Source organism: Buttiauxella massiliensis (assembly GCF_902500225.1).
Lineage (GTDB): Bacteria > Pseudomonadota > Gammaproteobacteria > Enterobacterales > Enterobacteriaceae > Buttiauxella > Buttiauxella massiliensis.
The window spans coordinates 273,292-295,005 of sequence record NZ_LR722651.1 but is presented as its reverse complement, the minus strand read 5'-3'; the positions used below and the strand labels follow the sequence as shown (position 1 = coordinate 295,005).

Here is a 21,714-nt window from a genome sequence, read left to right as displayed (position 1 = left end):
AAAATTATTTACGTAATTGTTTCTCCGTGCCAGAGGTTAAATAGTTTTTGTTTTTACGTAATACTTAGCGTTGATAAAGATGAATGATTTCGTTCGAAAGTTCGCGTGCCAGCATGGATGTCATTAAATGGTCTTGCGCGTGCACCATAATTAATGTCATGGGTTGCTTAGCTTCACCGGCATCTTGTTCAATCAATTTAGTTTGCATCTTATGGGCTTCACGGGCGTAACCATCAGCTTCATGTAATAGCAGTTTGGCTTCTTCAATATTTCCCTGTCGTGCAGAATGCAGTGCTTCAAAACACAGACTGCGTGATTGCCCGGCATTCATAATAATTTCCATGACGGCTTCTTCTAATTCGATCATCATTTTTCCCAAATTTATTAGACGGCGATTATTAATTGCTGATAGCCGTTTCTGTCAAAGGTGAACGAGCTTCATTTTCCACGGCTGTTTTCTGCAATGAACGCTCATAAGCACGCAGGAATGGCAGATAAATCAAGGTGGAAACGACCATGCAAATCAAGCACATCACCACCGGGCTAAAGGCCCAGTTTGTTGCCCACGAAGCGCCAATCGGTGCGGGTGTCGTCCACGGCGTTAGGGAAACGACTTGCGCCAGCCAACCCAGTTTTGTGGCGGTATAAGCCAGAACGGCGTTGACCATCGGTACGCAAACAAACGGAATGAATAACAACGGGTTCATGATAATAGGTGCGCCGAACAGAATCGGTTCGTTGATATTAAAGAAACTTGGCACGATGCCCATTTTACCAATGGTGCGTAAGTGGGTGGCTTTACTGCGCAGTAATAAGAACGCCAACGGCAGAGTGGAGCCGACGCCACCAATCAATAAATAGTGGTCCCAGAAACCTTGCAGATAAATGTGTGGTAATGCAGCACCAGCGGCGAGCGCAGTCTGGTTTGCAGCAAGGTTTGTCATCCAGAATGGGCTCATGATGCCGGTAACAATCAGCGAGCCATGAATGCCTGAGAACCAGAAAATCTGGCACAACAACACAGACAACAAAATAGCGGGCAGGGAATCCGATGCGGAAACCAGCGGTTCCAGCAGGTGCATAATCGCTTGCGGCATAATCATGCCCGTTTGCGCTTCGATGAATAAATTCAGCGGGTGCAGCGTGCCGATAATCACCACCACCGGGATCAGAATTTCAAATGAACGCGCAACGCCTGTCGGCACTTCTTTTGGCAGACGAATCGTGACTTTGTGTTCTTTAAGCCAGGCGTAAATACGCGTGGAGTAAATCGACGTAATCAGCGCGGTGAAAATACCCTGGCCTGAAAGGTACTGAGTCGAGATTTTGCCATCAGCGTACGGTGCAGCAACCAGCAAAAACGCCATAAAGGCCAGCAAACCGGACATCACCGGGTCGAGATTAAACTGCCGCCCCAGACTTGCGCCAATCCCGACTGATATGAAGAACGTCATCACGCCCATACTCAAGTTAAACGGCAACATCAGTTGTTCACGGTAAGTCTGTGAAAAATCCAGCCACGCGCGGGCAAAACCAAGGGTGGTATCGGCTGAGAACGGTGGGAAAATAAATACCAGCATAAAGGAGCCGATAATCATAAACGGCAGGGCTGCGGTGAACCCATCACGAATGGCGATAACGTACTTTTGTTGCCCCAGACGACCTGCCAGCGGAGTGATGGATTGCTCAATCACCGTCACCATTGATTGATATAGCGAACTCATATGAACCACCTTTTAGTGAGCCGCTTCGATAAGCGACAAAGCATAATCCAACACCTTATCGCCACGTTGCATGCCGTAATCCATCATGTCGATGGCTTGAACGGGAATGCCGTGAGGGGCGGTTTTTTCTGAGAGCGTACTTAACATATATTTCACTTGCGGCCCGAGCAGCACCACCTGGTAGCGCGGAAACTGCACATCAAATTCAGCGACACCGTAAGCCTCTATTTCAACAGGCATTCCTCGTTCTTCTGCCACGCTCAGCATCTTTCTGACCAGCAGGCTGGTGGACATTCCGGCAGAACAACACAACATGATCTTGACCATTAACACTCATCCTCAAAATGTAAATAAAGTATTGCGGAAATGATTTGATACTTTATGGAAACCGTTTTCCATCCGCAGCCAACAGATCTGTGATACTCATCAATATCCAGCGTTTATAGGCTTTGCTTATTGGATCGTCATCACAAAATTATCTGGTTGAGGTGCGGTTTGGACATCATGCGGAAAATCGGTTTCCATAGAAAACCGAAAAGACTATACTTAAAACTGGTTAGAATGTGAGCCAGGGCTGTATTTAGGATGACAGGCATAAGCCAGAGCCTGATAAAGGAAAATGATGTCTACAATCAATGATGTATCGCGTTTAGCTGGGGTGTCTAAAGCCACAGTATCACGGGTATTGAGTGGATCTCGTGGGGTGAAAGAAGCAAGCCGTCTGGCCGTGCTTAAAGCGGTGGAAGAGTTGCATTACCGGCCGAATGTTATCGCGCAATCCTTACTTAGCCAGTCAACGGGCTGTATTGGCGTGATTTGTGCGCAGGACAATATTAACCAGACCACGGGTTACCTGTACGCGCTTGAGAAACACCTTAGTCAGCATCAAAAACACCTGTTGCTGCGTTTTGCCAATAGCAAAACCGAGGTGTTGCACGCGCTTGATGAGCTGACCTGCGGCCTGTGCGATGACGTGCTGGTTATCGGTGCCCGTTTCCCGCTCAATATCAGCCATGAGAATGTCATTCTGGTGGATTGTGTGGATGTCGACTCCAGCAACAGCATTCAGTTTGATCACGCATTTGCTGCGGAAACTGCCTGTAATTACCTGATTAAACAGGGGAGAAGGCAGATTGCCGTGATTAACCCTGACTCATGCGGTTCCGTTGACCAAATCCTGCTGGGTTACAAACGTGCGCTGGAAAACAATTTCCTGCCGTTTAACCGTAACCTGATTTTTATGGACTCAACCTCTTCTTCGGTTGCGCTGCAAGTGCTGCTTAATAACAGCACCACGCTGAATTTCAACGCGTTACTTGTGGCCGATGAGCAAGAAGCGCAGCGCATTATTCCGCAGTTGCAGGCGTTTAATAAATCCGTGCCGAAAGACATTATGGTGTTTAGCCTCGCCGGGTCACTGCATTTGCCAGGCATTCCGACTATTCCGGCCATTGAGTATTCCATGGATGCGATGGCGGCAAGAATTGTTGCGTGGCTAACCGAGAAAACCAAAAGTGCACTGGGTTCGAACGTGCTGCGTGGGGATCTGATTATTCCTGACATGGCCGGTAGAAAGTAAACTTCTACAAAGACCAGAAACTAAAAATCCCGGCATCTAACGATGCCGGGATTTTTGAATATTCTCTTAGACAAACAGTGGATTAATGCGTCGCTTCACCAATCAGAGCGCCACCGCCAGCACCAACTGCGGCACCTTTTAGCACGCTGTTGCCGGTTGCCGCTGCAGCAACACCCCCCACTGCGGCACCAATTGCACCACCAGTTCGAGCGGCCTTACCTGTTTTTCCGTGTTTAAACATAGCTCCGGTACCACCGCCGATAACTGCACCACCTACCGTACTTTTCACGTCTTTGCCTGTTGCCGCACCAATTGCAGCACCGGCTAATGCACCGCCAGATGTTTTATCAATAGCAAATACATTGCCTGAAAACGCGAAAGTTAAAAGTAACAAGGCTGGGATATATTTTTTCAAAAAAGAGTCCTCCTGGACATAAAGATACGCAATGTTATGCGCCTAACAAATATTCTATTCTGAATAGCTAACGAGATGTTTAATATTTAATATCGCGAGCTTCTTCACGACCATTCTGTTTATTCTGACGTTTGTCCTGGCGGCAATCGTGATTGCTTTTATCATCACTTGTAACGCATTCACGCTTCTCGTGGCGAGAGTCCTCACGAGTATCCTGGCGAGTATCGCGCGCTTCGCGGCGTTGCTGGCCTTGTTGAGTGGCATTGGCATTGCTGATAGAAAACGTCGACAGCAGAATTACACCAGCCAGAACACCTAATAGCGTCGATGATTTATTATTCATGAGGTAAATCCTAGGGGGGTAAACAATGTGCGAGATGAATATTTCAATTCAAACGGTCCTAAGATTTATAGTATAGTTCTACCAGTTATGTCTAAATGTAAACAAATAAATTAAATTATTTTTTTCTTTGCCCTTCCTTTAATTTTATCTCACATATATATGAAAATTAATGATTTAGCATTTTTGATTATTAGAGCTTTATTTCTTTTCTTTGCTGCAAATTCTTTTCATCTTTCATTGTTTTTTGAATGATCACGCAAAGAAAAAGCCCCCGCATGGCGGAGGCTTCAACTGAAATACTGGCGGGACTGTCTACCCGTTTTTATGCTTCTGGCATCGCAGAAGAGTGGTGGGTAGAGATTTTCCACTCTTTACCATCCCACGCGTAAGTGAAGGTATAACGCGCTGAGACTTTGGATTTATCAGCGAAGGTGAAGGTGTAAGTACCGGCATCTACCGCTTTATTACAACCCAGTCGCACGGTGCGGCTGTCAATTTTGCCAAACGGCTTCTTCTCTAAGAAGTGTTCGAAATAATCAACTCGCTCGGCGTCAGTCAGGCGGACTTTATTGGAAACAGTCGGCAGCAATACTGCATCGCTCAGATAATTATTTGCTACTTTTTTAGCATCGCCGGTTTGCAGGGAATCGTTCCATTTATCAAACAACCCTTCGATCTGCGCTTTGTCCACTTTGACGCAGTCAGGCGCTGTGGTAGCCATTGCAGAGCCTGAAACAAGAAGCAGTGAACCGACAATACCGAGTACCTTTTTCATTATTATCCCTTTGTTTATGCTGTGTTTTTCCTGTTAATCAAACTACCAATAATAATGTGGATATACGATATGATTTATGTATAGTTACATTTCATTACTATAACCTACGTAAATCATTCAAGGGGTGGCAAAAACAAGCGTTCCGATGACTTGAAACCGCAATGAATCAACTTTTAGCTGAATAGTGTTCCTGGAAAAAACACATAAAAAAACTGACCTGTTACAGTCAGTTTTTTTAGATTCGATGACTTCGAGATTAACTATCTCATAGTAACGTTTTACTACCACACTTTTACTGCGTAGAAATTCTGGAAAATGCTGTCAGTACTGAGTTGGGGGCATGCCACAGAATTTTCCAGAACTTTTAGGGAAAAGTGGTTTAATTTAACTTAAGTTCTATTTTTTCCAGAATCGCGTAACCGGCACTAGATTCACTTAGCCGGCAACTGTCTGAGGCGTTCGAAAAGATATCACCTTGAGTGGTGAAATATCTATCGGAACTGGATCGCTGCGGAAGATAAGCAATCAAGATGTACAGTGTTTTCTTAATACTGACATCTAAACCTCAACGGTGATTTACATGTAAAAAAAGCAAACTGTACAATTGAACCAAAGCCGTAGTTTTATCTTCTAATATACTTCTTATGCTCTACAGAGCAAGCTCCCTACAAGATATAAGATGAGATAAATAGTCTAGCCCTTTTAGTTGAGAAATAACTGCATTAAAAGGGCAGTCGAATGTTAGCTATTTTCTGACCTCTATCTTCAATATTTCTTTGTTTTGTTCAAGATATTTAAAGCGCTTATTTACAAAGTTAACATATTCAACCTCATCATTTCCTCCTGAATTTGCGAGCATGATTAAATCACTTGCATATTTATATTCTTTCGATGCGTCACCGTTTAACCTCCATAAAATGGAACTTGTTCTATAGATCTGATATAAATCTGGAAATCTTGCAAATTTCTTAAACACATCCCAAATTAAATCATGACATTTATCAAATAGAGCAATTCGTTGTAAAAAGAGATATCTATAAGCATCAACAATTGATGGAAGAATTCCAGTGGAAAGTATTTTCTCGGGCGTAGTGTCTAGCAATTTTCGTGCATAAGTGAGAAGTGCACGGATTCTTGTGTATGTGCTATCTTCAGTATCCAGAACTGATTTAAGATATTTATCATTTTCATTCTTTAGAAGAACAACGAGTTCAAGGCAAATATTATTTGCTACAAGTGTGCATCCATCTTTTCGTGCTTGTCTTTCAAGTTTTTTTAGATTTAATATTTTTGCTTTATTGAATTTAGAGGCCGATATAATTATGTTTTGAGCCTGGTAATATGCACTGGAATGACGAGGGGCAAGATCTAGGAGTTTCGTTGCTACAGTTAATGATTCTTTTTCATCTGTAGCTGACAGTGCAAGCATATAAGTTGAAAAAAGCTTGTTATATAAGAAGTTAGAAATATTTAGTTTTTCACGATCCTCATTTAAAATATTTTTTAATAACGATACGGTTATTTTTTCATTATCAATCATTCTCATGCTTTCGGAATAATAATATAATATTTCATATCGTTCCTCCAAGTCACTATGCTTAGTTATATTATAAACGCTTTCAGAAAAGCTAGCTAACTCTTTAAATCTGTCCTTGTTGATTAAATACATGCAATATGCAACACATATTTTAATTAATTTAGGTTTTATCTCTAAATTGTTCTGTAATGAATATTTCAAATAATGAATGGTAAGTATATGAGCATTGCCAGGGAAAAAATCCTGATAATGTTGCATTGATTTAATAGTTGGATTGATTCTTATTGATATAGAAGACCACTCTTCTCCATAAATTAGCCCCATCGAGTTATGTACTATAGAGTTTATTTTACCCTCTGTCATTTTTGAGATGATATAATCTTTTATGAGAGGGTTTATTTTTAAGACAACTAACCTGTGATCCTCTTTTGTAATTGACTTGACTAGAGTCATATTTAAAAGTTTTGAGAAGTCATCAATCTTAAAATTGTTTTCATAAAAGTGTTTCTTTATGTTTTTTACACTTTCACCACACTCCAGCACTGAAAATATAGTTAATAAGTGAAATAATCTTTTGTTCACGGAATTAGCTGAGTTCTCTAATGAATCAACCAATTCAAGCAGATGGAGTGGTACATTTTCTGTCAGCCTTTCGGGACTAACTTCGATTAATTCCTCCTCAAGTATGTCTGATAGGGGCATGACCCCAAGAGCTTGATATTCTTGGACTTTATCAAGCTTTGCAGGAATGCCAGAAGTTAGTACATAAAGTTTATCAATTTCATTTCCTTGGAGTTTAGTTTTAGATGAGGAGTTTGATATATATTCCTTAATATCATCTATATCAAGGGGCTTTAATACTATTGTTTCGAAAGATAGTTGAAGTGTTTTATTTGTGATAAAAATAACATGTGTACTGTTCCCCGCATCACTTACAAGAGTAGAAATCTCATTGAGGTAAACTAATAAAGATGCGTCAGGATTATCTATATTATCTATAATAATGTATAATGGTTTTTTGAAACTTAACGCTAGAAGAGTAGATATATCCAGCCCTATATCATCTATAATTTTTAACTCCGCATCACATCTGTTACAGATTTTAGCAAAGTCAGTACGAACAATAATTTTATCTTCATCGTCGGATAAAATTATGGATGATAAAAAACCAAACTTACCGTACCCCCAACCACTTTCGAGAACAAAGCCTCTTTGCTCCGAAAGATATTTATTTGCTGAATATTGTTCAAATAATCTTATTAGATCATGAGACTTATCTGTAGGTAAGTCATAAGGTGTAATGACTAATTTATCATCTATTTTTTTTGCTTTAGGATTAAATACATCATTAATATTTATAGTTGAGACATCCGTGTCTTTATTCTTTTTTACGAGTGTAATATCCTTTTCAAAATTATTAACACTCAATAGTTCTGAGTTTACGTCAGAAAATAATTTATGACAATCTACACCTTTGTAAGGATGGAACCTTCCTTTAGCGATGGCGGGAGAAACAATATCTAGAATTTTTTTGCTATTGTGTAATATGTCACCATCACTTTCTGAGTAAAAAGCCCATCGGATATTATAAGATGCGTCAAACTCTTCGACAATATCTTCAAGGGATTTGATAAATATATCATCCCAGCCACCATATCCCAAAACATATAAACTCGACGTTGTTGAAAGTATGCTTTTTATTGACTCTTTAACTTTTGGCCTAACACTTTCCAACTGACTTTTTGTATGCATTGTATCATTTTCAAAATAGCCATGAAGGTGCAATATATTAATATTTTTTAAATTAATGTTCAGCACGCTGTTAATGTTGCTATTATATTCTAAAGAGTGCGTTAATGTATTTTTACCTGAGTTTTCAAGTGCGACTTCAATAAATGGATCGAAATTTGTGGTCAAAACGTTATTTACTTTTGCTCCAAATGCAGATACATATTTTGCAAAATCACATATGCCAGTGGTTAATTCCCATTCACTGGTTGTTTTATTTTTGGCAATATCCATATACCGACTCATTAGGATTTTAATATCCTCCTGATTACCTCCGGTTTTAAATATATATTCATAAATATTTTGATATGCATCAGTGTTATTTAGGTTCAAAATATCTAATGCCTCTTGATCAAGCATATCTATTTCGGAAAGATATTCTTTTATTACTTTTAGCATTGAACTAACATTAGGACAACCTTTTCCGTTATCGTAGCTCATTGCGGAACCAATTAAGAATGAGATACTTCTTGACCTTTTTATATCTGTTACCAATGATTTAACCAAGTCTTTATATTCGTACAGTGTAATAGCCATTTAACACCTATGATTGTTTAGTTTGGTGAGACGGTTCTCTATAATTTCAGTTTTTTCCAAACTTAGGAAATGATTCATTTTGTAATCAACCTATTATTGGAGTTCCCCGCATTCGCAGACATCTTCTGTCCCCATGAAGAGGCCTTTTCGAAGTCCACAAGACTGACATCACTGAGATGACTGTGGTTATGGTTAGTCGATACTTCGCCTCTCACCCGATAGTTGAAACTCTGTCACGCCAAAAGAACGACGTCAAACTATAGTCCGTCAATTTCAGTTAGCTAGCGACTTTTCAAGCGCCTGTATCCGTTAGTTGGTTGGCGTTACAGTGTGAAAAAACAAAATTTCTGTGACCTGAGCTAAGTACCCAGAAAATTCTGATGCCAAATGATGACCACGCAGAATCAGAGGATTACGATATAGGGGAAGTATTTTTGCTGCCACTGGAAGTCAGGAGTAGCTTTGTAACTCGAGGAAAAATTAATGGCTGATAGTTTTCAGAATGGGAGTCGCTGGCTTAAGGTTGACTTCCACCTTCATACCAAAGCCGACAAAGAGTTTCGTTACCAAGGGAATGATGACCGCTTTGTTTCCGATTATATCAATGCCATGCAAACGGCAAATATCGGAATGGGTATTATTACGAATCACAATAAGTTTTCGATTTTGGAATTTAAAGCGCTGAGGAAAAAAGCTAGAGAATCCAACATCGGATTGCTTCCGGGTGTAGAACTATCAGTCAAAGATGGTGGTTCAGGCGTACATGTTCTGGTCGTTTTTTCTGACGAGTGGATACTCAACAAAGAAAATGAAAACTACATACAGGACTTTTTGGACGTCACATTTGCAGGTGTAAGGAATGCTGAAAACGAAAACTCTCACTCAAATCATGATCTCCCTGACACTATCCGAGAGCTTGATAAGTTTGACAAGGATTATTTCATCGTCTTCGCACATGTAGAAGCCGACAAAGGCTTATGGAAAGAGTTATCACCAGGCCGCATTTTAACCCTGCTTGGTCAGGATTGTGTACATCGCCGGGTTCTGGGTTTTCAAAAAGTCAGAACTAGGGATAAGAGGAGTATTTTTGAAGGCCTGCTGAAGAAAAAATACCCTGCTGAGGTAGAAGGTTGCGATGCAAAAAATCTGAATGATATGTCAGCTAGACCAGAATCTTGCTACTTGAAAATTGGTGATTTTAGCTTCCAGGCAGTTAAGTTCGCTCTGCAAGAAAAGCAGAGCCGAATAAAAACTGAATTACCTTCACTAAAACATAGCCACATTACAAAAGTTACTTTCGAAGGCACTGGCGTATTGGGTGGCACTGAAATTCACTTTTCGCCAGAACTGAATACATTGATTGGGATACGCGGGAGTGGAAAGTCATCCATTCTTGAGGGAATCCGTTATGCACTGGATATCCCTTTTGGCGATAAAGCCATGGATACAGGTTACAAAGACGGATTGGTCGCTAATCTTCTCAGTAGCGGAGGTAAAATTACTGTAAATGCTGTTTGTCGCCGCGGCCAGCCTTATGAAATCAGAAGAATATATGGTGAAAAACCGGATGTATATATTGGAGGAAATCACCAACCAGGGCTCTCTATTCGTGAAACGGTTCTCCATAAGCCTATCTATTTTGGTCAGAAGGATTTGTCCAGTACCGGTGACGGGTTTGAAAAGGATCTCATTGAAAAACTGGTTGGAGATACATTGCTTGATATTCGCAGCCGGATACAAGCGGCCAAAGATACAGTGACAGAAACTCTTACTAGGATAAAGCGGCTTGACCGGACATCGGACCAGAAACAGGAATGGGAAGATAAACTAAAAGATGCTCAGCATCAGCTCACTTTCTATCAGCAACATGGAGTGGAAGATAAGCTTAAGAAACAAACTGGATTTGATCGCGATGAGCGTCATATTGCCCTAGTTATTGAAACTACTAAAACGTATCTCGAGCAGCTTGATGAATTGCTGGAGAAACATGAGGTTGAATTATGCGAAAATCTTTCATATGAATCGGAGCAAAATAAGCTCTTTTTTGAAAGCTTTTATCAGACTGCGCAGAAAGTAATATCAGATATAGAAACGATTCGGGCCGTGGTAATAAAAGGAAAATCTAGTTTAGCGGAACTCGGGTTAAAACTGGAAGAGCTTCGTACAATGAAGTCCTCTCTAAAAGAGGAATTTGCTGAAATTGAACGTCAGCTTTCTGAGCACCTTCAGACTGTGGGAGCAAAATCCATCAGCCCTACCGAATATCGACAGCTAACAACGTTGATAGATGAAGCCCAGAAAAATCTTGCCGATATTGCAAAGAGTGAAGATATTCGTACTGAACTGAATGATTCACTTGCCTCTTCATTGCAAAATCTCAATGAGTTATGGACTGAAGAATATGAGGCTATTTGCGAAATGCTTTCAGCCATCAACAACAGCGATTCTCCAGTCAATATCATTCCAGAATTCCAGTCGGATAAGGATGCTATGCTTGCGCAGCTACAGGAAGTTTTCCAAGGCAGTAATATGCGCGAGACCACTCTTCGTAAAGTTATCGAACCATATCAAAATTTCGGAGCCTTATGGCTGGATGAAAACGTTCAGGGATTGATACCAGTTGCCTCCAGGGGGACCTTTCAAAATTACCTTGAAAAAAAACCAGAAGAATTGCTGGGCTGGCAAGTTCCGAATAGCTACACCATCACATATCGTGATAAACCGTTGCACCAACATTCGCTGGGGCAACGTGCATCAGCACTAATGCTTTTCATCCTGAGCCAACAGGAACACGATGTGGTAATGATTGATCAACCTGAAGATGATCTTGATAACCAGACTATATATGAGGATGTGATCAAACTGATTCGGATACTCAAACCTGAAACTCAGTTCATTTTTGCTACTCATAATGCCAACATTCCCGTGCTTGGTGATGCTGAAAATGTTCAGGCCTGTGTATTTTCGAATGAAAAAATCACTTCCGAAGGAGGGAGTATTGATAGTGCCATCATGCAACAGCGCATTGTGGCTATAATGGAAGGTGGTAAGGAAGCATTTGAGCGTAGGAAGCAGGTCTATGATGGCTGGAATGCTTAGATAATAGAATGATTACCATCGTATGTGTGGTGTTTAATAATTATATACGATGGTTCTCTATCGAGAATATCCAATAAATCATAACATTACTACCCATGGAATTTCGTAACATTATAGATTCCGTAGAATAGATACCATCAGCCCTGAGCCAAGTACCTATGCGGGGGAGATCCCCTGCGCAAAGATGGATTCTGAAGACGCCCTATACAGCCAGTAGAAACTTGCCAGTACGTGGTTGTTTTGCAGACTGCTGTAGAAAGGAGCTTTTTTAAAGATGATTTTTCTTCAAGATGTTAATTAGTTCAACTTGCTGCTGTTCTGACATGTTAGCGATCAGACGAGCTAACTCCGCTGTCGTTTCATTCTCGCAAAAGAAGTAGTTAATCGGTACCCCAAGTTCATCAGCCATACGCTTGAGAGTATCAATGTCAGGAGTATGTCTCCCCTTCTCATAATGATTCATGCGGCCACTCGCTGAACTTGGCTCCATGCCAATTCGGATACCCAATTCCTTCTGAGTGATCCCGGCTTTTGTCCTGGCTGCTTTGAGCCTTTCAGGTATCGGGTTTGGGTGAGCCACGTAGTCATCATCATTGCCTTAGAGTGCTTAGATTGTCTAAGTTTCGTTGGTTTCTGTATACTTAGCAATTCTAAGTTTACTCGTTTGGATTTTTTAATAATGAAGTCTGCAGTGAAGTTGCACCCGTATATTTATAATTTGTTGATAGAAAAAGATTTTGATGAGTTCGGTGCTATCCATCTCAGGGACGCTTTGCTGAAGATTACAGATGAGTATGCAGATGTGACAGAAGCCAGAAAATTCATCCGCCGACAACTTCTCCGGCTGGAGGCATTGGGCTTCATTTATAAAATTGAAAATAGTAGTGGGCGCTCGAAGAACTTGTACAAGAAAACGGAAAGCTTTTATTCAACGACTTTCATGCCAAGAAAATTACCCAGGAACTCGCGCCTTACAGCTGTGCCCGAAGAAATGAAACCTCCAGTTTCGGATGTCGATCTTTTCTTAGTGGACCTGAGGAAAGAAAAAACTGTCCATGAGGCCAAACTTGCCGTCATTCTTAGTGAAATTGAAGAGTACCAGTCTCTGATGGAGCGTTTTCCCAGTAGAAAGAGATGCTTTATGGATCTCTATCAGCAGGCAAAAAATCAGTCCGCATCTTTGCTTGGCAGGGTTACTGCTTTATCGAAAGTGCTTGGTCTGCATAACGAAGAGCATTGCGTATGCTGAGGGAGTGGCAGAAAGAATGCGCTGAAGTAGCGTTAGAAAAATACCAGTCTGGATCGCCGCACTTCCTATGCCTTGCTAGTCCGGGTGCTGGAAAAACTGTGATGGCTGCTGAAGTAGCCCGGAGAATGCTGGAGCTTAATCTGGTAGATCTCATCATATGTTTTGCGCCTTCATCTGCAGTGGTTTCATCCATTGAAAGTACTTTCTCCCATCTCCTAAAAAGTAACTTTAATGGCGGTCTTGGGGCGGTTGGAGCTGCGTATACTTATCATAGTCTGATGTATTTCGATAAGAGCTTCTGGGACTCTTTGCAGAGACATCGGGTGTTAGTCGTTTTCGACGAAATTCATCATTGTTCTGGTGATTCGTTGGATAATGCCAACATGTGGGGCGGGGAAATACTTACTCAAGTTCAACAATGTGCCAGTTACACTTTGGCCTTAACTGGAACTCCATGGCGAACCGATAATACGCCCATAGTGCTTTCACATTACACCGATCCGGATGGAGAGATCTGTTGCGACTATGTATATGGTCTACATGAGGCTATTGTTGATGGTGTTTGTCGTAAACCTAAAATTGTCCTGATAAACAGTAATAATTTAGTTTTTTCATCAGAAGATACAGTTCAACGTTTTGGTACCATCGCCGATTTTCTTAGTGAAACCATCGCTTCGTATCAATCAATAATTTGGCATCCGCAGGCAATGAGGTATGTACTCAAAGCGGGATGTGAAAAACTTCGTGAAATACGTAAAGTTAATTCTGATGCGGGTGGTTTGGTTGTCGCTTCTTCAGTAGAGCATGCATACCAACTACTAAGTATTTTGGAAAACGAGTTTGCCCAAACCGCAACAATTGTGACGTACCACGATCGAGATGCCCTATCGAAGATAGCGTATTATCGGCAAGCGGCTACTGAATGGATTGTTAGTGTTGGCATGATCAGCGAGGGCACGGATATACCCAGGCTCCAGGTCTGCTGCCACCTAAGTATTGTCAAAACTGAGCTTTACTTCAGGCAAGTGTTGGGCAGGATTCTACGGGTGAATCAAAGCAAAAATCAGGAAGCCTGGTTATTTACAATGGCTACTGATGAACTGACTTTATTCTCTCACAGGCTGGCCGAAGATTTACCAGAAGACTATAAGATTCTGCAACTACAATCGGATGAGTGGTCATTCCCAATACATGGGGCTGAGTCTACATCTTCAGATATTACGCAAAGAAATGGTATAACTAAAGTTGGAGAGGTAGGTCTAAAAATGGATTTCAATGAAATGAATACTTCAGGCTTTACTATTTCAGACCAAACAAAACAGCTAAAAATAGGCTCTCTATATCAAAAAGTGATTGATGCATTTTTGTTTTCAAGCCTTTAATTTTTTAGTTCGATATTTAATGCCAGTAAAAATATAGTCATTGATATTAGAAATAAGAACTGGCTTGCTGCGGCCAGTTTTCTGAAGTTAACTACAAGTTCTATCATTGGCGTCGAATTAAAGAAGAGTAATACTTTGCCTTTTATTATTAACCAATTGATTTTTTAATTTTTCCAATTCTTCTTTTAATTCTTTATTTTCCTCTTCAAGTTCAAGTGTTTTTGCTAGTTCTTTCCTGAGTAAATCATTGAGATGGTGATGTTCTGCAGCCATTTGCACTACCAGAGTCTTTAAATCTGATTTTTCTTGTTTGTATTTTTCTTTGATTCGAATTTCATTTTTAATTCTGTCTTTTGAAAACCCGGTATCTTTAACTAAAGAAACCCCATGTTTAGCTGCGATTTCTTTCTTTGCCTCCTTGACAGCATCAATCATTTCTGGGTAATAATAACAGCTACCATTACCTAGATTAGCCTCTTCTTCAACAGCCCGAACACTGAGTTTACGGTTTTTAGAAATGCGTTTAACGGTACCTTGTACAATACGCTCTAATGCGGCTAGCAACGCTTGTAATGTATATTCTTTTTTACTCATGATTCGATAACCTCAACTTGATGATGGTATTCCACAAATGGCATGCCAAAGTCACGCATAACTAATTCGGCGGCACGAATCTGGGTTATGCAGTGTGAGTAAACAGAGATGGATACTGATGGGTTTACAGTTAGATACGCGGTGAGTTCATAATGTTTGGTTTGCCACCATTTAGCATTCTCTTCATCGATAATGCTACTTCCACTTGAGCAATCTACGCAAAAAGCTGGGTTTACTACACCGTCCATATCGCAGTTGTAACCGTTTTTACAGTAACTGTGCAGAGTGCCATGCAGAGACAGATTACCTTTTTTGACGGACTGGTAAATGATATCCCATGAGCTATATATATGAGGCACATTACCTCGCATGGCGACAATGGCTTTTCCGTGAGAACCTGATAAACGTTTATCTGAATGAACAAAACTGAATATTTTATTGGTTGTTTCTTCATGTTTTGTTGTATCCAGAAATTCCTGTAGTTTGTCATCAATGGTTAAGTCATTGAGCCTTGCTACAGTACCACCTTCTGTATACCACTCAGTCATTTGCAAATAGAGATGTTTGTATTGTTGCTTCAATGAAATTGTTGTGCCGAGTCTGTGCCTGATAGTGTAAAAGGCCAAAGACCGGCGAAATTGATGAGGAGCAAGTTGCCAGGGTTTTCCTGTCTGAACACTCTCTTTAATCTTCAGAGGACTGTTGGGATTCGATTCCATACACTCTTTATAATCACTTTCAGTAACGTTTATCTTGAATTGCTTGCAAAAAACTTTCAGTCTGTTAGTCCAGTTCGCAAAAACAGGTGTCTTTGAACGAGCGAGTCTGCCTAACCAGATTACGTCAGTATATAAGTCATCTGAAACATTGGCGCGCTCAAGTCGCCATTCTTTTGTTAGTTCAGAGGCAAGCTCAATGGCTTTTTTTGCAATTGGAGCTGCAACCCATGTTGTGATTTTTTCTCCCAATTTGAATGTTTTTGATTGCAGCATATGGAATTCCCTACCATCAAATTTCTCCATAAAATAACTTTCAGGAGTAAGCTCTCCCAATTCAGAGTCTCGCATTCCAGAAAACGCACCACAGCATATATAACAAGCGGTTATTAGTTGGCTGTAGAATTGTTTGAACGTGAGATCACCTATTTCTGACATGAGTTTGGTACCCTTCAGACTGCTCCTGGTAATATATTTATCTGCTTTTCGTTTTACTTGATTTATTTCCTGAGCATAACGATGGTTATCAATTATTTTACCCGAGCTATTTGTTAACCAGTTCAAAACACCATTCTGGATTTTGCTATCTATAATTAATTTTGCTTCCAGGTAGTTTTGCTGAAGCAGTTTCTCTGTTAATGCAAGTTCCTTGCGGTGATCATAAGCGGTTTCCACCAGTCTAATGGCTGCGCCATATATTTCATCTGCAATTCGTTCAGGAATGGTTAATGTTTGTTGCTGCGATTTATTACTTAAGTTTTTAGCAAGTGTAACTGATTGCAGTTTTTCTAAACTGAAATCTAGATTAAGCCATTGATGAAGTGCTAATACATGATTTAAGGCAATGAATATGTTTGCCAAATGTTGTTGAGATAAGTTTTTATTAATTAAGTAGTTTTCATAAGGCCCCCATGCCTTTCTATTGTTCGTCAAGGCAACCAGAGATGTGTAATTATTTTTCAATAAAAAACGGTATGTCACTTTGAGTTTCAAATACCGTTCAATTAATGTGGCTGGTTTTGCAGGTTTACTGCGCATGCTGCTTTTATGAAATAACCAACCATATACAATAAGCTTTAACTCAATAGTCAATTCTGGTGAAGTTTTAAAATCTGAAAAATTGAAAGTATGTTTATGAACATATGATTGAGAAAAATAATGTCTAATGTCCCACACAGACTCACCGAAGGTAACTATTGGATTACCTTTGGTGTTTGTGCTAACAATCGTTTGATTTAGTTGCTCCCAGTTTTGTAATCGAGCAAGTTCAACAACATTTTCCTGTGCTGTACGAATGAATTTTGTAAATTCCATTGGTAACTGGATTGCGGTCGCCATCACTGTGATCCTTCTGGTGCAATGAATAATAAAGATTCGGTTGTTTGCCAGAGGGGATGACGTCCAACATCGATTAGTTTTGTTTCTGCTTCTTGAGTTATTTTTTTTGTAATTTTAGGGGTTATTTTCTCCTCAATAAATATGACAACTTTCTCGAAATTTTTTTTGTAGTGGTGGTTATTAAGATGTAGGTATAGCGATTCCTCAATGCATTCTTTGAAGGATAGTAGGCACCAAATATCATCAACTGACTGTACAATGATCTGATGTTCACAACCAAAACATTCCATTAGATCAGCGCATGCAAGTTTCTGGCCTGCTGATAGATTATGTTGGTTTACTTTACGATTGAACTTTTCTGATTTTAAGCCAAAGGGCTCTTTACAATGAGAGCCATGCGCAGATTTAGAAAGTCCCGGCACCATGCGTTTTGTATATTCCTCCAGTGTCAGTATTTTAATATCCAATGTTTGTCGTGCTTCAGAAACTGAAGATTTATTTTTAGCCTGTACAGCCCGGATCAAAGCTGTTTCTTGTGTCATTTTTTGGTTTTCATGTTTATTACCCGTCGAATAGTGTTTCCTCCGCGTTGCAAGCGTATTATTCAGTAAGCTTCCTCTGACAATATCACCTTGGTAATATTCAATTAACTGGCTTCCTGTCTCCCGAAAGCGAGAAATTTGAGGACGTAGTTCACGCCCTCGGTTGTCGGTCATTGGGAAATGTCTTTTCAGGAATAAATTAATGAAATCAGTGAGCGTACGGCCACTTAATGGTCTGTACTTACGGTTCACACATATACTTAATAATAATGAATTTTCAGAGTCATCAATGCATTTGGATACTTCTAGCAATTTGTCAAAGAACTCCATGGAGTATTTTGGTATGTCGATAGAGTGCTTTCCCATTTCAACATGAATAACTTTAAATGAGCGTCGTTTGAACGCAGGCATCGAATACCAAGTGTCTTTTGTTGAAAAACTTGTCCTGTCAGGGCGAGTTAACTGATAAAGTTGTGTAGAGTTTGAAAAAGTATAGTATGCAAGTAGGAAAGTGGCTGCAGACATCATTTTATTGATTCCGCTACATAGACGGTAATCCTTACCATTCCACCGAAATTCCATAGTTGCCAGGCTTACTGAAGCCATTCTATGTATTTCAGGAGATGCAAGAAATTGTTTTGAAGTCTGCTTGAATAGTGCACGTAGCAAGGGAAGTAATTTTTTTAAATCAGATTGGGAATAAGCTTCGAATGGCTCGACGTCATCACGTGATGTGACTATTGTATCATCAAACCATTTCTGCGGCTTATCAAGGAGGGCAAAAACTCCATTTAATTTTGAACGTTGTGATGAGTAAGCTGAGCTCTTTGTTTCACATCTTAAGACTCGTTGGTAAAGAAAGTCGCAATATTTTAATACTGAATTATAAGTGAATAATTCTATTTCATTTTTTTCACAATACTTAATATATCGACGGACTTCTACGTAGTAATTTACTAGAGTAGGACTTGATACTGAACCTGATTGTAATGCTGCCTCAAATCTATTTTTTAGGGAAGTAATAACTTCTTCTCTATCAGCAAAAATACCTCGTCCAGAAATTATTTCTTCTGCAGTTGGAACGTCTCGATAAAGAAGGCGATTAAAGTCAAGATTGCGTAAACTATTAGTTCCATTTGTTACAGTTAACTGAAGTTCTGGACGCCAGCAGCGTAAATAAGTAAGGTTATTCATTACGTTGCCTCCACAATTGCTTCATGAATGATTGTATCAAGCATTGCAAATTTATTTCTTAGAACATCTTTATGTTTGAGAAAACGCAAGTATTTCCATGTTGTTTGTTCGTGATTGTGACCCATCCATCCCATAAGATAATCTAGGGCTTCACCAGCAGGCAAACCAGCCTCGAGTAGATCATTAAGGCGATATGTTCCATAGGTGCAACGCAAATCATGGAATTTATGAGTAAAGCCAGGTTCAATTTTGCGAATTTTATTTCGAAAATCAGTCCATCGTGCCCCTGTAACTTTACTATCAACAGGGTTGCCTTGCTCACTTATAAAGAGTGGTTCAAATTTTTCACAACGCTTTAACTCATCTTCTTTAAACTTCATTACATCTAGTTCACCACTTTTAATTAATGATATTTTACGAGTAAGTTTCTTTAATCTCTTTAAACGACGTTCACTAGCAGCATATTTTTTTAGTTCATTTAATAGTTGGTCTGAAATCTCGATATTTCGTTCTTTGCTAAATTTAGTTTTAACCCCATTTAATGGGCCGATAGAAATACGGTATCTGATGTTATTGTCTGTTATAGGAGTGGCAAAATTTAAAGCTTCTATTGTGAGCGAACAAACTTCCGAAATACGTAACCCACATTGCACTGCGATTAAACATTGCAACCTAAATTCTTCTGATTCATCAATGAGCTTACGGGCCATTAACTCCAAAGATTCCCGACTGAGTGGATTCATGGATGTAATAGAAAGAGAAAATGAATTTTTAGGGACTCTAATGCGAAGGTCTGTAGTTTGAACCGTAAATGTTGGTCTCATATGAGCCAGCTTATCCGTTCTGGATATACTGATGAATTCAATGACAAAGGGGGCTGTTTTTTCATTATCAACAACCAGTGCTCTTTCATGCAATGTCCATATATAAAACTGGACAACATGACTCATGTAAGCATTGGCTGTGCTATGGGCAATAGCACCCTCTTTAATTTTAGTTAATAGACATTGTCTAAATAAATATGTTGGTTTTAATCGTTTAATTGGTGGGAACTTATCCCATTCTAAATTGTTATCTTCAAGGAATGACCAGTAGGTTAATAATGCTCTTGAATAAGAGCTCAGATTTTGAAGAGTATTTACAGCTTTTAAATCGAAAAACCAGCTATTTGCAACACTGATGAAGTGACCATTTCTGTCGTAAAGTGTAGGTAACATCCCTAAGTTTCTTCCACTCGCGGATATGATCAACTCATTGTTCGAGTCTCTTGAGATATTGCAGTGGGAGTACGTATCCGCAGAAAATACTAATCGTGCCATTTCTTTCCCTTAGAATCCAAAAAAAAGACCACACTTTTGATGTGGTCATTTTAGTTTCTTTTCCAGAAAAAAAATGTGTCTACTTATCGTTTCTACACTAACGAGTCATAGTAACGAATTCTTCAGAACCGGTTGGGTGAATTGCCACGGTGTTATCGAAGTCTTTCTTAGTAGCGCCCATTTTCAGTGCCACCGCGAAGCCTTGCAGCATTTCATCCATGCCATAACCAATGCCGTGAATACCGACAATCTTCTCATCCGGGCCTGCGCATACCAGCTTCATGCGGCATGGCTGGCGGTGCGAAGTCACTGCGGTGTACATCGCAGTGAAAGATGATTTATACACTTTCACGTTATCGTCACCGTACTGCTCACGCGCTTGTGGCTCGGTTAAACCGACCGTGCCGATTGGCGGGTGGCTGAATACCACGGTTGGCACGTTGCTGTAATCCAGATGTTCGTCAGGCTTGTTGTTAAACAGGCGTTCAGACAGGCGACGACCCGCTGCAACCGCGACAGGTGTCAGTTCTACAGCGCCGGTGTTATCGCCCACGGCATAAATGCCCGGCACGCTGGTGTTCTGGAATTTATCGACTTCAATGTAGCCTTTAGCGTTAGTTTTCACACCGGTTGCCGCCAGGTTGAAGTTGTCGGTTTCTGGCTGGCGGCCAATCGCCCAAATCAGGCAATCTACCGTTTCAGAGCGGCCATCTTCCAGTTGCAGCGTCAGGCTGCCATCGGCGTTTTTCACCACGGCTTTCGGTACGGCTTGGGTATGAAGCGTTGGGCCTTCGGTGTTAATCACTTCCAGCAGCGTTTCCACAATCAGTGGGTCAAAAGTACGCAGCGGCGCGTGCTGGCGCACGAACAGATGGGTTTCTGAACCCAGCGCGTTAACTACGCCTGCGATTTCAACGGCGATATAACCTGCGCCCACAACCGCAATGCGTTTTGGTAAAGCAGGAAGCGCGAAGAAGCCATCAGAATCAATACCATACTCAGCGCCTGGAATTGACGGGCGGCTTGGACGGCCACCGGTGGCAATCAGGATGTGGTCTGCGGTGATGGTTTCACCATTCACTTCAACCGTGTGCGCGTCGACAAACTTGGCAAAGCCACGAATGACGTCAACGTTGTTTTTACCCAGCACGTTGTCATAAGAAGTGTGGATACGGTCGATATACGCGGTACGGCTGGCAATCAGTTTGTCCCAGTCGAACTTATTCACCGTGGTGTCAAAACCGTAATCCGGGCCGTAGTTGTGGATAGCTTCTGCGATTTGCGCCGCATGCCACATCACTTTTTTCGGTACGCAACCCACGTTAACGCAGGTGCCGCCTAACTCTTTCGCTTCAATCAGCGCGCACTTCTTCCCATACATCGCCGCACGGTTAATGGAGGCAATACCGCCGCTGCCGCCGCCAATGGCGAGGTAGTCATAATGTTTGGTCATATACAGGATTCCATGTGTGAGTAAATGATTTGCAGGATTGTAACCCTTTGCTTATCAAACCCGCAAAGGCTGCTTCTATGATTGCGATAGGGCACGACTATAACGCGAACCAGCCAGAATCAGAATATTA

The 21,714-nt window shown here is 40.7% G+C and carries 17 protein-coding genes; 4 read left to right on the top strand and 13 right to left on the bottom strand.

The window, feature by feature from the left end; genetic code table 11:
• Positions 1 to 64: 64 nt before the first annotated feature.
• From GC128_RS07935 to GC128_RS07925, 3 genes are read right to left on the bottom strand one after another with little or no spacing between them, the layout of a single operon-like run.
• Entirely contained in the window at positions 65 to 367 is a 303-nt protein-coding gene (locus GC128_RS07935; protein ID WP_151993846.1) for a PTS lactose/cellobiose transporter subunit IIA, read from the bottom strand.
• Positions 368 to 398: 31 nt separating this feature from the next.
• The gene (locus tag GC128_RS07930) at positions 399 to 1,724 is read right to left on the bottom strand and encodes a PTS sugar transporter subunit IIC (RefSeq protein ID WP_064561337.1); all 1,326 of its coding nucleotides are present in this window, start codon (positions 1,722 to 1,724) and stop codon (positions 399 to 401) included.
• Positions 1,725 to 1,736: 12 nt separating this feature from the next.
• Entirely contained in the window at positions 1,737 to 2,051 is a 315-nt protein-coding gene (locus tag GC128_RS07925) for a PTS sugar transporter subunit IIB (RefSeq protein ID WP_151993845.1), read from the bottom strand.
• Positions 2,052 to 2,346: 295 nt separating this feature from the next.
• Here GC128_RS07925 and GC128_RS07920 point away from each other — a divergent pair, with 295 nt between their 5' ends.
• Entirely contained in the window at positions 2,347 to 3,303 is a 957-nt protein-coding gene (locus GC128_RS07920) for a LacI family DNA-binding transcriptional regulator (RefSeq protein ID WP_134185908.1), read from the top strand.
• A gap of 82 nt (positions 3,304 to 3,385) precedes the next feature.
• On the opposite strand, the gene GC128_RS07915 is transcribed toward GC128_RS07920, so the two are convergent.
• From GC128_RS07915 to GC128_RS07900, 4 genes are all read right to left on the bottom strand, one after another.
• Complete coding sequence (locus GC128_RS07915) at positions 3,386 to 3,718, bottom strand: glycine zipper family protein (RefSeq protein WP_151993844.1); 333 nt, start codon at positions 3,716 to 3,718, stop codon at positions 3,386 to 3,388.
• A gap of 79 nt (positions 3,719 to 3,797) precedes the next feature.
• Positions 3,798 to 4,061 (bottom strand): hypothetical protein, encoded by a 264-nt coding sequence (locus GC128_RS07910; protein ID WP_064514700.1) that lies wholly within the window; start codon positions 4,059 to 4,061, stop codon positions 3,798 to 3,800.
• 322 nt (positions 4,062 to 4,383) lie between these two features.
• Complete coding sequence (locus tag GC128_RS07905; protein ID WP_034460571.1) at positions 4,384 to 4,836, bottom strand: SgcJ/EcaC family oxidoreductase; 453 nt, start codon at positions 4,834 to 4,836, stop codon at positions 4,384 to 4,386.
• 745 nt (positions 4,837 to 5,581) lie between these two features.
• Positions 5,582 to 8,698 (bottom strand): SIR2 family protein, encoded by a 3,117-nt coding sequence (locus GC128_RS07900; protein ID WP_151993843.1) that lies wholly within the window; start codon positions 8,696 to 8,698, stop codon positions 5,582 to 5,584.
• Between the two features lie 483 nt (positions 8,699 to 9,181).
• Here GC128_RS07900 and GC128_RS07895 point away from each other — a divergent pair, with 483 nt between their 5' ends.
• Positions 9,182 to 11,797, top strand: coding sequence for a TrlF family AAA-like ATPase (locus tag GC128_RS07895; RefSeq protein ID WP_151993842.1), 2,616 nt, complete (start codon positions 9,182 to 9,184; stop codon positions 11,795 to 11,797).
• Positions 11,798 to 12,065: 268 nt separating this feature from the next.
• Here GC128_RS07895 and GC128_RS07890 read toward each other — a convergent pair whose 3' ends face one another.
• Positions 12,066 to 12,377 carry a helix-turn-helix domain-containing protein gene (locus tag GC128_RS07890; protein ID WP_151993841.1) on the bottom strand — a complete coding sequence of 104 codons (312 nt, stop codon included), beginning with the start codon at positions 12,375 to 12,377 and terminating at the stop codon, positions 12,066 to 12,068.
• A gap of 99 nt (positions 12,378 to 12,476) precedes the next feature.
• On the opposite strand from GC128_RS07890, the gene GC128_RS07885 reads away from it, so the two are divergent.
• Both GC128_RS07885 and GC128_RS07880 read left to right on the top strand, forming a co-directional pair.
• Complete coding sequence (locus tag GC128_RS07885; RefSeq protein ID WP_151993840.1) at positions 12,477 to 13,046, top strand: hypothetical protein; 570 nt, start codon at positions 12,477 to 12,479, stop codon at positions 13,044 to 13,046.
• The gene (locus GC128_RS07880) at positions 13,040 to 14,428 is read left to right on the top strand and encodes a DEAD/DEAH box helicase (RefSeq protein WP_151993839.1); all 1,389 of its coding nucleotides are present in this window, start codon (positions 13,040 to 13,042) and stop codon (positions 14,426 to 14,428) included. Before GC128_RS07885 ends, GC128_RS07880 begins: the two co-directional genes overlap by 7 nt.
• 117 nt (positions 14,429 to 14,545) lie before the next feature.
• Here the strand turns inward: GC128_RS07880 and GC128_RS07875 are convergent, their stop codons facing one another.
• The 5 genes from GC128_RS07875 to gorA all read right to left on the bottom strand — a co-directional run bounded on the left by GC128_RS07875 (position 14,546) and on the right by gorA (position 21,584).
• Positions 14,546 to 15,022, bottom strand: a complete 477-nt coding sequence (locus GC128_RS07875; protein WP_151993838.1) for a hypothetical protein — start codon at positions 15,020 to 15,022, stop codon at positions 14,546 to 14,548.
• A complete protein-coding gene (locus tag GC128_RS07870; RefSeq protein ID WP_151993837.1) occupies positions 15,019 to 17,076 on the bottom strand; it encodes a hypothetical protein in 2,058 nt (685 codons plus the stop codon). The genes GC128_RS07875 and GC128_RS07870 overlap by 4 nt, the downstream gene beginning before the upstream one ends.
• Positions 17,076 to 18,812 (bottom strand): hypothetical protein, encoded by a 1,737-nt coding sequence (locus tag GC128_RS07865; protein ID WP_151993836.1) that lies wholly within the window; start codon positions 18,810 to 18,812, stop codon positions 17,076 to 17,078. Before GC128_RS07865 ends, GC128_RS07870 begins: the two co-directional genes overlap by 1 nt.
• Complete coding sequence (locus GC128_RS07860) at positions 18,812 to 20,131, bottom strand: tyrosine-type recombinase/integrase (RefSeq protein ID WP_151993835.1); 1,320 nt, start codon at positions 20,129 to 20,131, stop codon at positions 18,812 to 18,814. Before GC128_RS07860 ends, GC128_RS07865 begins: the two co-directional genes overlap by 1 nt.
• Before the next feature lie 97 nt (positions 20,132 to 20,228).
• Positions 20,229 to 21,584: a glutathione-disulfide reductase gene (gene gorA / locus GC128_RS07855; RefSeq protein WP_151993834.1), complete on the bottom strand. Its 1,356-nt coding sequence runs from the start codon at positions 21,582 to 21,584 to the stop codon at positions 20,229 to 20,231.
• Between the last annotated feature and the right edge of the window lie 130 nt (positions 21,585 to 21,714).